This window comes from Thalassospira lucentensis (assembly GCF_032921865.1).
GTDB classification, from domain to species: Bacteria; Pseudomonadota; Alphaproteobacteria; order Rhodospirillales; family Thalassospiraceae; genus Thalassospira; species Thalassospira lucentensis_A.
Genome location: NZ_CP136684.1, coordinates 2,813,715 through 2,826,587 on the forward strand (window position 1 = coordinate 2,813,715; position 12,873 = coordinate 2,826,587).

Genomic DNA, 12,873 nt, shown 5'->3' on the forward strand with positions numbered 1-12,873 from the left:
CAACGGATCATGCGAAGTTCGTCACGGCCCGTCAACAGGATGTCACGCGCAGCACTGTAGAATTATCAGGGATAAGGTGATGTTGTTATTCGGCGGCCATGGATGCAGGCGATTGTTCCCGCGCCATATCGCGGTCGGTGGCCGGCGGCACGCCAAACATGCGGCGATATTCGCGTGTGAACTGCGACACGCTTTCATAGCCGACATCATAGGCGGCACTGCTTGCGGTCATGCCTTCGGCCATGATCAGGCGGCGCGCCTCGATCAGGCGGAGCTGTTTTTGAAACTGTCGCGGGGACAGCGAGGTTACGGTTTTGAAATGCTGGTAAAACGAGGACGGGCTCATGCCCGCAGTTGCGGCAAGCCGGTCCACCGGCAGGGGTTTGCTGAATTCTTCGCGCAGGATGGCGACCGCACGTGCCACGCGCTGGGTATGGCTGTCGGGCCAGCCAAGCTGGCGGATGGCAGTGCCATGCGGGCTGGTCAGAAGCCAGTAATGCAATTCGCGGATCAGGGATTGATGGAGCATCGGAACGGCATCGGGACGATCAAGCAGACGCATCAGGCGAAGGGCGGTATCGGCGACCTCGGCATCGGTGGGGGCGACAATGACGGCGGCATCATCGCTTTGCGGCGGGGTGCCCATCTGCAATGACAGGTCGGCAATGACCGATGGATCAAGATCAAGCACCAGCGACATATAGGGCGCATCGGAACTGGCATCGGTGATCTGGCTTACGGTCGGGACATCGGCCGTGATCAGAAGGGTATCACCCGGGCGCAGGGTGAAGGTCCGATTGCCAAGGGCAACCTGTTTGCTGCCCTGAAGGATCAGGCAAACCAGCGGGCGCGAGATGGCATAATCCAGCCCGCTTGGCGTGACGGACCGGATGGTCGTCAGGCCGGGAATGGGTGTCTGGGCCAGTCCGCTGTCGATGGCGCGGGTATCAAGCCATGACCGGACCGCGGTGAGAAGCGCGTTTGTCATGCCGTGATCCTAATCCCGATTGATATCGTCGTAAATATGGTTTGGAGGATTAGGCTAAGTATGCCGAGGTTCTGGCAACGACGGGCGGGAGGGGGCGGCAGTATAACGGACAACACCAAACAGCGTGAACCAACATCACCAAACCAAGGAGTTGTCCGATGACCAAGATTTCAATTGTAACCGGTTCCAGCCGTGGCCTTGGCCGCAATACCGCCCTTGCCATTGCCCGCCACGGCGGGGATGTAATCGTGACCTATCACAGCCGATCTGACGATGCCGATGCAGTGGTTTCGGAGATTAAGGCAATGGGGCGGAAGGCATTGGCCCTGAAGCTTGATGTTGCTGACATTTCCAGCTTTGCCGGTTTTGCCGAAAATCTGCGCACCGGATTGCGCGACGTCTGGGGCCGGGAAATGTTTGACCATCTTGTCAACAATGCCGGTCATGGCGACATGGCATCGATTGCCGAAACCACCGAGGCACAGTTCGACAAGCTGGTTGATGTGCATTTCAAAGGGGTTTTCTTCTTAACGCAGGCTTTGTTGCCGCTGATTGCCGATGGCGGGCGGATCGTGAACCTGTCTTCGGGGCTGACCAAGGGGGCATTCCCCGGATTTTCCGCCTATTCGGCGGTCAAGGGCGCGGTCGAGGTGCTGAGCCTTTATATGGCCAAGGAATTTGGGGCACGCGGCATTGCGGTCAATACGGTCGCCCCGGGCGCGATTGAAACCGACTTCCTTGGCGGTGCGGTGCGCGATACCCCGGATCTGAACAAGGTATTTGCCGAAATGACGGCACTTGGCCGGGTGGGCGTGCCTGATGATATCGGACCGATGATCGCCAGCCTGCTGTCAGAAGACAATCGGTGGGTCAATGCCCAGCGGATCGAGGTTTCCGGCGGGCAGGGTATCTAAGCCCGGTCAGGAACCGACTGCAAAGGCCCGGCTGGAAATCGAAACCGAATTTCCGGACGGGTCTTTCATATTGGCGAACTGATAGCCATCCGCCTGATGGATCGGGCCGACATCAACGCCGTGGGCAACCAGTTGTTTGCGGAAGACTTCAACATTCTTGACGTCAAAGACCAGTTTGACGAGGGACTGGCCTTCTTTCTGTCCTTTGCCCGCAGGATGTAGCATCAGGATCAGTCCATCTGTTGCCGGGCGCAGTTCGACAATGCGGTCGTCTTCTTGACGGATCGCGCGATAGACGAAAAGATCGCCATAGAAGCGAATCATTTCATCGATTTTTTTTGTGTAAATAACGACCCGGTTGCAGGTGATTGGCATCTGGGTTTCCGTTCGCCCCAAACTGTCAGCTGCCACTTGTGCCGCTGAATACGGTGATGCCGTTGACGACAATCCGGCCATCACGCAGCAGTTCCACGTCGTAATTCGTTGTGCCCTGTGTGCCCGGTTCACCGGCAGCAAGGCCATCGACGGCAAAGGGTACCAGCGCGCCCAGCAAAGTCGGGCTTTGCGGGGTGCCGATCAGGTCCTGAAGGCGTTCGCGCCCGATCAGATCAACGTCAAGCTGGCCGGAAAAGCCATACCGCGCGGCCTTTTGGGCGATGAACTCGCCCTTGCCGAGTGCCTCGAGGCCGCGGCCTTCAACATAGATTTCGTCAATCTTGACCGGGGCACCATTATCGGCGGCCTTTTGCCACAGATCATTGGCGATCTGGCGGCGGGCAGCGCGCGGTGCAAGGCCGGTCATCATGTCGTTAAAGCCCTTTTGCAGGATCGGCCGGGCTTCGGACCAGGGCAGGCCGGTGCTGCTGCTTTTGATGCGCACGGTGCGCGGTTGCAGAAGGCTTGGCAGCCAAAGGCCGTCATGGGCGTAATCAAGATGGGTTTCATCGTTTTCGCCGGGATAAAGCAGGAAGCTTGTCGATTTGACCGAGCCACGTTTTTCCCGGTTCGGGCCGGTCCATTCGGCGGCCTGCCAGGAAATGCGGGCTTCTTCGGGCATCCAGCGAATGACAAGGCCATTCATCAGCCAGTGTTTGCGCGTCACCGGTTCATCACCGATCAGGAAATCCGCCGAACCGGCGAAGTTGACCGGCACACCGTTAACATGGTCCCAGCGCAGGCTGCCAAGTGCCTTGCGCATGGTCAGTTCGCGCTGGTCACTGGTGGCTTCGGCCAGCATCTTTCCGCGTTCGGGAAGTGTTACACCGATATCGACCTGATTGGCGATATCGGTGTCGTTCATCGTAACCCTGACATCATCCAGAACCAGTTCACGCGCCGAGCTATAACCGCTGAGATCAAGGCGGACGTCGTCATAGGTGAAGATGACGGCACCGTTGCTGTTTTCCGCTGACATTTCGGTGGCGGAAATGCCGTTCTGCATCAGGATCGCATCCATGATTTCGCGGGCCTTTTGCGTTTCAAGTGCAAAGGCGGTTGCGCTGGTTGCGCAAAGGGAAATCAGTGAAACACCAATGCCGATGACAATACGGCGTGCAGGCATGATCGGGGCCCCCAAGGGTAATGGTTTGAACCGTTCCATTGTTTAGCGCAAATTTGGTGAAGATGGGGCAGGGATTATTGCAGGCTGCCTTCAGGTTGCCCTGAATGGCCCAAGTGTGAAGTGTATCACATCAGCTTGGCGGGGTGATCTGCGATTTGCATATCCGTCGGGATCAGTCGGTGGTGCAGCCGATTTTGTCGCGCTTGCTTTCGACGGTCACGCCACACAGGAAGACGTCGACGGCGCGTTTGACCCTTATTGTGATCTCTTCCTCGCTGAGTTTGGGCGGAGAGATCATTTTCATGACCTGATTCTGCCAGTCGCCAACAATCATTGCATCGAAGATTTCGGCGTAATGATCGGGGTCGTCGATGACAAGATTGCCAAGGTCGTTCTGGCGTTTCAGGTAGTTTGCAAGGCGTTTTCGCGTGCTTTCGGGGCCGACTTCCAGGAACTTCTCAACCATTGGTATGAAATGCTGTCCTTCGGAGAACAGAATCTGCGTGAAGCGAACGGCTTCCTCGGTTAGTATCTTGGTCGATAGTTTAAAGGCGAAGTCCGTCAAAGCGTCACGAGGAGGGAGATTGGATTCCAGCGAAATATGCAATTCCGCGGAAAATTCCATGCACCGTTCTGTCATGACGGCTGTCAGCAGCCCATCCTTTCCGCCAAATGCCTCGTAAAGAGTTGTACGTGAGCCACCGGATCGAGAAATTACGTCATTTAGCGTAACGCCAGAGAAACCTTTTTCCAACAGAAGCTGCCATGCAGCATCCATCATCGCGCGTCGCCGTGCGAAGCCGCGACTGGATTGTTTTCCTTGGGTTTCTGACGTTTCGCTCATGGTTTTTCGATCTTTGCTATCGACGTTGTTTTTGGCTCTTGATCGTGCAGCGCACAATGTGTACTGTACCGTACAGTATTTAATAATTCAATGGCAAAGCTGCCTGATATTCCCCCGACAGGGCAGCGCTGCTTACAGGACTGTGAGAAGGAAAATCATTTTGTCGATGCGATCTTGTTTGAAACTTGCAGGCGTTGCTGTGCTTGCATTGATGGTTGCGGCCTGTGATGAGCAGAAAGAAGCGCAACAGTCGGATGCCAGCGCACAGCAGCAGCCACAGGCAACGCCGGTTGGTACCGTGACGCTTGAAGCGCAGACCGTCGGTCTGATCGAGGAAATGCCGGGTCGTACCGTTGCCTTCCGCAAGGCTGCCGTGCGCCCGCAGGTCGATGGTATCATCAAGGAACGCAACTTTACCGAAGGCGCGTTTGTTGAAGCCGGTCAGCAGCTTTATATGATTGATCAGGCCGTTTACATGGCGGAACTTGACGCGGCACAGGCGGAACTTGCCCGGCAGCGTGCGACCCTTGATCAGACGACCAAAACCCGCAAGCGTTACGAAAGCCTTGTGAAAACCCAGGCGGTTTCCGAGCAGACCTTTGACGACGCGATTGCCGCAGAAGCGCAGGCGAAAGCGGCAGTTGCCGCCGCACGTGCACAGGTCGACCAGGCACGTATCAATGTCGAATACACCACCGTAACCGCCCCGATTTCGGGCCAGATCAGTGCATCGGATGTGACCGAAGGTGCACTTGTGACGACCAACCAGACGGATGCGCTGACCACGATCACGCAGCTTGATCCGATCTATGTCGATGTGACGCAGGCCGGTGGCCGGTTGATGAAGATCAAACAGGCGATCCAGAACGGCCGCATCCAGGGTGTTGAAGACGGCAAGATCGAGGTTTCCCTGATTATTGATGCGACCGGTGTTGAATATCCGCATACCGGGACGTTGCAGTTTTCCGACGTATCGGTGAACGAAACCACCGGAACGATCCGCCTGCGCGCGGTATTCCCGAACCCGGATGGCGTGCTGCTGCCGGGCATGTTCGTGCGCGGACAGGTGCGTCAGGGCAAGCTTGAAGGGGCCTTCCTTATCCCCCAGAAGGCGGTTATGCGCCGCCCGGATGGCTCGGCCTATGTCTATACCATTGGGGATGGCAAGGTTGTTTCAAAGGATATCCAGATCGAACAGTCGCAAGGCGAGAACTGGCTGGTGACGGATGGTGTCGAGGACGGCGAACAGCTGATCGTCGATGGCATTCAGCGTATTGCACCGGGTGCACCGGTGACGGGACAGCCTGTCGAGACCGCGAATGCCGCCCAGGGTGCCGCCCAAGGTTCAGCCCAGTAAGCTGAAGATTAAGGACGATTTCTAATGGCAAAGTTTTTTATTGATCGCCCCGTCTTCGCCTGGGTTGTGGCCCTGGTGATCATGCTGGCGGGGGGGCTGTCCATTCTGCAGCTGCCGATCGAACAATATCCTTCGATTGCACCGCCATCGGTGCAGATCGAGGCGACCTATCCGGGGGCTTCGGCGGAAACCGTGGAAAACACGGTGACGCAGGTTATCGAGCAGGAAATGAACGGGCTGGATTATCTGCGCTATATGTCGTCGAACAGTAGTGCGACGGGTAGTGCATCCATCACGCTGACCTTCGAACCCGAAGCTGATCCCGATATCGCGCAGGTTCAGGTGCAGAACAAGTTGCAGGCCGCCATGTCGCGCCTGCCAAGCGAAGTTCAGCAGCAGGGCATCACGGTTTCGAAATCGAGCGGTTCGTTCCTGATGGTTCTGGGCTTTGTGTCGGCCGATGGTTCGATGAATGCCGAAGACCTTTCGGATTTCGTGGTTTCGACCATCGAAGACCCGATTGCGCGTGTGAATGGTGTCGGTTCGGTTCAGGTGTTCGGTGCCCAGCACGCGATGCGTATCTGGCTCGACCCGAACAAGCTGATTTCCTATAACCTGACGGTTTCCGATGTCAGTGCCGCGATTGAAGCCCAGAATACCGAAGTCACCGCCGGTCAGATCGGTGGTGCGCCTTCGGTGCCGGGGCAGCAGATCAACGCGACGATTACCGCCCAAAGCAAGCTGCAGACGGTTGACGAGTTTGCCAATATTCTGCTGCGTGTAAACACGGACGGATCGCAAATCCGTCTGGGCGATATCGCCCGTATCGAGATAGGCGGCGAAAGCTATGACGTGATTGCGCGTTATAATGCGCAGGCCGCAACCGGTATCGGTATCAACCTTGCAACCGGGGCCAATGCGCTTGATACCGCCGAGGCGGTCAAGGCGCGCGTCGAGGAACTCAAACCCTTCTTCCCGCAGGGGATGGAAGTGGTTTATCCCTATGACACGACCCCATTCGTCAAGGTTTCGATCGAGGAAGTGGTTCACACCCTGTTTGAAGCCATCGTGCTTGTTTTCGTGGTGATGTTCGTGTTCCTGCAAAACTGGCGCGCGACCCTGATCCCGACGATTGCGGTGCCGGTGGTTTTGCTGGGTACCTTCGGGGTGCTGGCGGCGTTTGGTTATTCTATCAACACGCTGACCATGTTTGGCATGGTGCTGGCCATCGGCCTTCTGGTCGATGACGCCATCGTGGTGGTCGAAAACGTTGAACGTGTGATGCATGAAGACGGTTTGCCGCCGCGTGAGGCGACGCGCAAATCCATGAGCCAGATTACCGGCGCGCTTGTTGGTATTGCGCTGGTTCTGTCGGCGGTGTTCGTGCCGATGGCCTTCTTTGCCGGGTCGACCGGGGCGATTTATCGCCAGTTCTCGATCACGATCGTTTCGGCGATGGTGCTGTCGGTGATTGTGGCGATTGTCCTGACACCAGCACTTTGTGCGACCATGCTTAAACCGTCCAAGGGTGATCCGCATGCTAAGAAAGGTTTCTTTGGCTGGTTCAACCGCGGGTTCGACAAGACCAACAACTTCTATCAGGGCAGTGTCGGCCATGTTGTGAACCGCAAATGGCGCTATCTGTTCGTGTATGGCATTCTTGTCGGCTGTCTGGCCTTCCTGTTTGTGCGTCTGCCGGGCTCGTTCCTGCCGGACGAGGATCAGGGGATCATGTTCTCGATGGTTCAGCTGCCGGCCGGTGCCTCGCAGGAACGGACGGTCGAGGTTCTCAAGAAGCTTGAGAAGCACTTCATGGAAGACGAGAAGGAAGTGGTGAACGGTATCTTTACCGTGGCTGGCTTCTCGTTTGCCGGTAGTGGCCAGAATGCGGGTATTGCCTTCGTCAACCTGAAAGACTGGTCGGAACGTAACGAACCGGGCCAGTCGGTTGCGGCGGTGATCGGGCGGGCCTATGGTGCCTTTGCCCAGATCCGCGAGGCCATGGTCTTTGCCTTTGCCCCGCCGGCGATTATCGAGCTCGGTACGGCGAACGGTTTCGACATGCAGTTGGTCGACCGTGGCGGCTCGGGGCATGATGCCCTGATGGCGGCACGCAACCAGTTGCTTGGCATGGCGGCACAGGACCCGCGCCTTGTGGGGGTTCGCCCGAACGGCCTGAATGACATGCCGCAGTTCGACATCAATATCGATCAGGAAAAGGCAAGCGCGCTGGGGGTTGATATTGCCGATATCAACCGCACGCTGGCAACCGCCTGGGGGTCGAGCTATGTCAACGACTTCATCGAAAAAGGCCGTGTGAAGCGCGTCTATATGCAGGCAGATGCGAAATACCGCATGATGCCCGAAGACCTTGATCACTGGTATGTCCGCAACAGCCATGACGAGATGGTACCGATTTCCGCCTTCTCGACCACGCAATGGACATATGGATCACCACGTCTGGAACGCTTTAACGGTCTTTCGTCTGTCAATATTCAGGGGCAGGCGGCACCGGGTGTTGCATCGGGTGATGCGATGAAGGCGATGGAAGAAATCGTCGCCAAGCTTCCGGGCGGCATCGGCCTTGAATGGCAGGGGCTTTCCTATGAAGAACGCGAGGCAGGCGAACAGGGTCCGGCCCTTTATGCCCTGTCGATGATCGTGGTCTTCCTGTGCCTTGCGGCGCTGTATGAAAGCTGGGCCATTCCGGTTTCGGTGATGATGGTCGTGCCACTGGGCGTTTTGGGTGCCGTGATTGCAGCCTTGCTGCGCGGGCTTCCCGATGACGTTTACTTCCAGGTCGCGATCCTGACCACCATCGGGCTTTCGGCCAAGAATGCCATTCTGATCGTCGAGTTCGCACGCGAACTTTATGATCAGGGGATGGGGCTGCTTGAAGCCACGATCGAGGCCGCGCGTCAGCGTCTGCGTCCGATCATCATGACTTCGATGGCCTTTACGCTTGGTGTTCTGCCGCTTGCGATCAGTACCGGTGCCGGTGCGGGGGCGCGTGTTGCGGTGGGTACCGGGGTTATGGGCGGCATGATTGCGGCAACGATCCTTGCGATCTTCTTCGTGCCGCTGTTCTTCGTGCTGATTGTTGGTGCCTTTGCCAAGAACCGTTCGAAACGCGGTGATGTCAAGGCGGCCCACGAACATCCGGCCGAATAAATCAAAAAGCAAAGCCGGTCTGATTTAACAGACCGGCTTTGTCGGCGCGCTCGCGACGGTTGCAGACTTGTCTGCGCAGTCCCCCGACCCCGCCGTTGCGCGTGCGTAAGAAGGGCTGGTGCATTGCACCGGCCCTTTGTTTTGTCTGCTGGCGGCGTTGGCGTCAAGTCGTGAATTTCCCCCACCCATTTGGGTGGTTTTCAACTTGTAGGCGCTATCCCTTTGTATTGGGAGGCTAACACGTTGATTTCTGTTTCATTGATAGTGATTTTTTTCAAGCAATTTAATTGCTTTTGCGTGTGTTCGACGCGCATTGACATCTAAAAGTTTAGTTCGATAAATCTTTATTAGGGACAGTCTTCCGGTTTGATACCAAGGGGGTATTTTTTATGAATAAAGCTGTGTTGCGTGGCACGACCGCGCTGGTTCTGATGTCTGTACTCGCACTTGGCGGATGCAACAAGACGACGGGGCAGACCGTCGGTTCCATCGTCGGGGTGGTCGGGGGGACATTGTTAGGCGCACAGTTCGGCAGCGGAACCGGTCAGCTTATCGCAACCGCCATCGGGGCGACGGCGGGCTACATGATTGGCGACTGGGTCGGTGGAATGCTTGACCCCAAAGATGCCGAAGCCGTGCAGCAGGCGACCACCCGGACTCTCGATGCGGGAAATGACGGTGAAACAGTTACCTGGAATAACCCCGATACCGGGGCAAGTGCCGAAATCATACCGACCAATACCCGACAGGTGGCGGCCAAGGTGGATGTACAGCGTCCGAAAGTCGTGGCTAGCCCAGTGGGCATGACGATTGTGGGAGAAGAGCGTGTGATCACCAAGGGGGCCAATGTGCGTTCCGCGCCTTCGACTGATTCAGATATCCTGACAGGGTTGAGGGCTGGCGATCATATCAATGCGGTTGGTAGTGTTGCCAACGGCAACTGGTATCTGGTCGGGCGTGATGGCAAGGCCATTGGTTATGTGTATCACACGCTTTTGGCAGAGCCGAACACGGCCCCCGACATGCAAATGGTAGCAGCAGATCCAGCACAAGACCCCGAAGCAGCGAAAGTTGCGGCGGAAGAGGTTGTCGAGCGCGATAGCGACGTCATTGATCTTGATGCAGAGTTCGAGACTGAGACATTGATCGTGCAGACGACCTGCCGCGACGTTTCCATGACTGTCAGCGATGGCAGCGAGAGCGAGCAGAAAAGCTATTCCGCGTGCAAGTCGCCGGATGGTGTATGGGAGCTTGGCTGATGGGATATCGTCGTTTTCTTGTGGCGGCACCGCTGATGGCGTCAGTGGTACTTCTGTCGGTGCCGTTTGATGTTGAGGCCGCGGAAACAAAGCAGATCGCACGGTCCTCGAAGCTTGGTATCGAGCTGTTTGGTGTGGGGGGGGATAGCTGGTGCAAAGCGGATGCGCATTTGAAGCTTGCACGCAACGCGGACAGTCCTTTGGTGGATAAGGAAGAAACTCTTTTCCCGACCATCGCAAAGGTCTTTGATGCAGAATGCCCGCAGATGGAAACGGCGAGGATTGAGGTGACCGACAGTGCTGGTAGCCTGACGCGCGATTTCAGAATTGCAAAGGCAAGCGGCTGGGCTATTGCGACTGAGGTTGCTGTGGCTGATCCTGCGCAAAAAACTGCGGAGGATGTGACGCCGAAAGACGATGCAGCGAAAGAAATAACCGAAGTACCGGAAGCGCCGCCAGCGCCGACTGTTGCAAAGCAGGAAAAGCCGGTTGTTGTTGAGAAGAAGCAACCGGATGTGAAGCCGGTTTCCTTGACGGCCGAGAATGTCTTTTGGCTTGCAGCGAAATACTATCCCGAGGCCCTGAACGATGATCGTGTAATTGATCAGTTCGCGTCACTGGAAAGTTGTGACGACTATCGGGCCGTCTGGAAGAACGAGTTTGACCTGAGAGATTGGCGAAAAAAGGTTAAACCGGAGGTGATTGCGAAATCAGATTCTGCATCAAATTTGTTCGAGTTTTCGTTCACCTTTGATGTTCGCCGTCAGTATGATTTTGAGACTTCGATGCTCGACATCGGCGGTTTTATTCCGTCGGAGAGGCAATATGAAGTCCGTTGTTTCTACGGAAGCGGTGATTTTGATGATAATGCAATTGGCGGTCGGGTTCATGTCAGTTTTGAAGGTCTGCCAGACAGTTTTAACCAAAAAATCTATTTGCCCGGAGATTTGGGGCGCAGTGCGGTAGATCGTTTGCAGGCGGTTGGCAATAGGGTGCGCATCACCTATTTGGCACAGCTTTCGGGTGTGGGTCTTAAAACAGGTTGGCCAAAACATTACGAACTCAAGGCTGAATTTATTGACGTTAAAATCTTTACTGGGGAACAGCTTGACTATCTGCTGGTGCATCATGATGAGGCCAAGTTTATTGCGGCGCGTGAACAGCATATGGCCGCAGTAAGGAAGGCCGCAGAAGAGCAGCGTCGGGCCGAGGAACAGCGTCTTGCTGCCCAGCGCAGCCATGAAGAAGAGCTGCGCCGTGTTCAGCAGGAACGCGAGGATGCACAAGCGCAAAAGCTTTATGACAGTCTTGCCGGAGATGGTGTCGTTCCGGCCAAGCTTGCGGCCCTGCATCACGATGGCAATCCGTCTTTTGACAATCCCTATGATATTGCCGCCAGCGCCTTTTCTCGCGGTCAGAAATTTCCGGTTCGGGCCTTTGTGGAGGTCGGGGATCGCGACAGTGTCGGTTATCGCGCCAAATGGCCATCGCGTGTCTATCTGACGGGGGAGGGGCTAGAAGAAGGTGATTGGTATTTTGTTTCTGGCATGGGGGACGGCCAGAAGATCGATGGCGCGCTTTATAGCGTTATATCAGTTGATAAGGCGACGAAATGTGATGGCCGGATTTGCATGAATAAAGAAGATGTTGCTGCTTATGTCCGGACACAATATCCGCAATGGTCAGGCGCAAGGGAATAGGTGTGGATATGGAACAGAATAATAATCATATGTCCGAGCCTTCCCGAAAAGGCCGCAAAAAAATCGGATTGATTGCAGCCGTCGTTGCTGTTGTGATTCTCGCGGGGGGATATTTCGGCTTTCAAAGTCATATCGCAAATGAAGCCGAAATCGAGATCGCCCGGTTCCTTCGAGAAAACGAACTTGATCGCGACATCCGTTATCGGGAAATCGATGCGTCCCTTATCGGGCAGAGCGTGACATTGCATAATGTGCGTCTGAGTTTTCAGGGGACAGAGGGCACAGTTGGGGCTTTGACTGTTTCGAACTACGATCTGGATGAACGTAGCGGGCAGTTGCGAAGTGTCGATCTTCTGTTGGAAGACATCGATTTTCCGATTGCAGCAAGCTCATTCGGGCTGTTTGGTGCGCCATCCCCATTCATGATAGGGGTGGATGCAGTGCGCGGCGATATTGGTATTGAATATGAATACGATATTGCCAAAGGCGATGCGTTGGCATCTCTTGATATTTCCATGCCGGATTTACTGGATAGTGAGTTCGAAATCAGTGTCAGCCGTTTCACAGCACCGCCGGTCGAGCGTTTTTCTGCGCGTGGCTTTAATGCTATGGGGCGCATGCTTGATGATATGGGCAAGGCCGATTTGAATTCGGTTTCTCTTCGTTTGGCGGATCGGGGGCTTAAAGACCGGATCGCCGAATATGCCAGTGTCGAAAGCGGAGCTGCTCTTGATGGGGCATCCTATCGCAAGGAACTTTTCAGAAAGCTGGATCATCAGATTTTGGAAAACCCGCTGCAAAGTCGGTTCGAAAGCCATCTGGCCGAGGTAGCCAAGTCGGTGCTCGAAACATCCGAGGGGACTCTTACCCTTGCTTATGAGCCGGAATATCCTACACCGTTTGAAGATATTGGGGCTGCTGCATTTGAAGTTATGTTTAGCGGCTTTAACAACCTTGGAAAACAAGCGACCCGCAATGGGGATGCCTTGTCTGAACTAATTGACCGCGAAGTATTGAAAATCGAGTTCGATAGCTGATTGAACAAGGAAGCAACCTTCGAGGGTTGCTTCCTTGACGCT

Annotated in this window: 10 protein-coding genes; 6 read left to right on the forward strand and 4 right to left on the reverse strand. The window is 55.6% G+C overall.

The window, feature by feature from the left end:
• Window positions 1-85: 85 nt before the first annotated feature.
• A complete protein-coding gene (locus R1T41_RS13600) occupies window positions 86-988 on the reverse strand; it encodes an AraC family transcriptional regulator (RefSeq protein ID WP_317337516.1) in 903 nt (300 codons plus the stop codon).
• Between the two features lie 158 nt (window positions 989-1,146).
• Between R1T41_RS13600 and R1T41_RS13605 the strand changes: the two genes are divergently transcribed.
• Window positions 1,147-1,902 carry an SDR family NAD(P)-dependent oxidoreductase gene (locus tag R1T41_RS13605; protein ID WP_317337517.1) on the forward strand — a complete coding sequence of 252 codons (756 nt, stop codon included), beginning with the start codon at window positions 1,147-1,149 and terminating at the stop codon, window positions 1,900-1,902.
• Window positions 1,903-1,908: 6 nt separating this feature from the next.
• Here the strand turns inward: R1T41_RS13605 and R1T41_RS13610 are convergent, their stop codons facing one another.
• From R1T41_RS13610 to R1T41_RS13620, 3 genes are all read right to left on the reverse strand, one after another.
• Window positions 1,909-2,277: a VOC family protein gene (locus R1T41_RS13610; RefSeq protein ID WP_317337518.1), complete on the reverse strand. Its 369-nt coding sequence runs from the start codon at window positions 2,275-2,277 to the stop codon at window positions 1,909-1,911.
• Between the two features lie 25 nt (window positions 2,278-2,302).
• Window positions 2,303-3,463, reverse strand: coding sequence for a hypothetical protein (locus R1T41_RS13615; protein ID WP_317337519.1), 1,161 nt, complete (start codon window positions 3,461-3,463; stop codon window positions 2,303-2,305).
• A gap of 172 nt (window positions 3,464-3,635) precedes the next feature.
• Window positions 3,636-4,307 carry a TetR/AcrR family transcriptional regulator gene (locus tag R1T41_RS13620; RefSeq protein ID WP_247793874.1) on the reverse strand — a complete coding sequence of 224 codons (672 nt, stop codon included), beginning with the start codon at window positions 4,305-4,307 and terminating at the stop codon, window positions 3,636-3,638.
• Between the two features lie 166 nt (window positions 4,308-4,473).
• Here R1T41_RS13620 and R1T41_RS13625 point away from each other — a divergent pair, with 166 nt between their 5' ends.
• The 5 genes from R1T41_RS13625 (at window position 4,474) to R1T41_RS13645 (ending at window position 12,831) form a co-directional block, all read left to right on the forward strand.
• On the forward strand, window positions 4,474-5,664 hold the full coding sequence (locus R1T41_RS13625; RefSeq protein WP_247794332.1) for an efflux RND transporter periplasmic adaptor subunit: 1,191 nt from the start codon (window positions 4,474-4,476) through the stop codon (window positions 5,662-5,664).
• A 24-nt stretch (window positions 5,665-5,688) separates the two neighbouring features.
• Window positions 5,689-8,835 carry an efflux RND transporter permease subunit gene (locus R1T41_RS13630; RefSeq protein WP_062952676.1) on the forward strand — a complete coding sequence of 1,049 codons (3,147 nt, stop codon included), beginning with the start codon at window positions 5,689-5,691 and terminating at the stop codon, window positions 8,833-8,835.
• A gap of 389 nt (window positions 8,836-9,224) precedes the next feature.
• Window positions 9,225-10,094 carry an SH3 domain-containing protein gene (locus R1T41_RS13635; RefSeq protein WP_317337521.1) on the forward strand — a complete coding sequence of 290 codons (870 nt, stop codon included), beginning with the start codon at window positions 9,225-9,227 and terminating at the stop codon, window positions 10,092-10,094.
• A 170-nt stretch (window positions 10,095-10,264) separates the two neighbouring features.
• Entirely contained in the window at window positions 10,265-11,794 is a 1,530-nt protein-coding gene (locus R1T41_RS13640; protein ID WP_317337522.1) for a hypothetical protein, read from the forward strand.
• Window positions 11,795-11,823: 29 nt separating this feature from the next.
• The gene (locus tag R1T41_RS13645; RefSeq protein WP_317337523.1) at window positions 11,824-12,831 is read left to right on the forward strand and encodes a hypothetical protein; all 1,008 of its coding nucleotides are present in this window, start codon (window positions 11,824-11,826) and stop codon (window positions 12,829-12,831) included.
• Window positions 12,832-12,873: the final 42 nt, after the last annotated feature.

What these genes read in the sequence shown, in the direction of transcription:
- R1T41_RS13600 (WP_317337516.1), bottom strand. Translation starts at nt 988, where the DNA reads ATGACAAACGCGCTTCTCACCGCGGTCCGGTCATGGCTTGATACCCGC.
- R1T41_RS13605 (WP_317337517.1), top strand. Translation starts at nt 1,147, where the DNA reads ATGACCAAGATTTCAATTGTAACCGGTTCCAGCCGTGGCCTTGGCCGC.
- R1T41_RS13610 (WP_317337518.1), bottom strand. Translation starts at nt 2,277, where the DNA reads ATGCCAATCACCTGCAACCGGGTCGTTATTTACACAAAAAAAATCGAT.
- R1T41_RS13615 (WP_317337519.1), bottom strand. Translation starts at nt 3,463, where the DNA reads ATGCCTGCACGCCGTATTGTCATCGGCATTGGTGTTTCACTGATTTCC.
- R1T41_RS13620 (WP_247793874.1), bottom strand. Translation starts at nt 4,307, where the DNA reads ATGAGCGAAACGTCAGAAACCCAAGGAAAACAATCCAGTCGCGGCTTC.
- R1T41_RS13625 (WP_247794332.1), top strand. Translation starts at nt 4,474, where the DNA reads ATGCGATCTTGTTTGAAACTTGCAGGCGTTGCTGTGCTTGCATTGATG.
- R1T41_RS13630 (WP_062952676.1), top strand. Translation starts at nt 5,689, where the DNA reads ATGGCAAAGTTTTTTATTGATCGCCCCGTCTTCGCCTGGGTTGTGGCC.
- R1T41_RS13635 (WP_317337521.1), top strand. Translation starts at nt 9,225, where the DNA reads ATGAATAAAGCTGTGTTGCGTGGCACGACCGCGCTGGTTCTGATGTCT.
- R1T41_RS13645 (WP_317337523.1), top strand. Translation starts at nt 11,824, where the DNA reads ATGTCCGAGCCTTCCCGAAAAGGCCGCAAAAAAATCGGATTGATTGCA.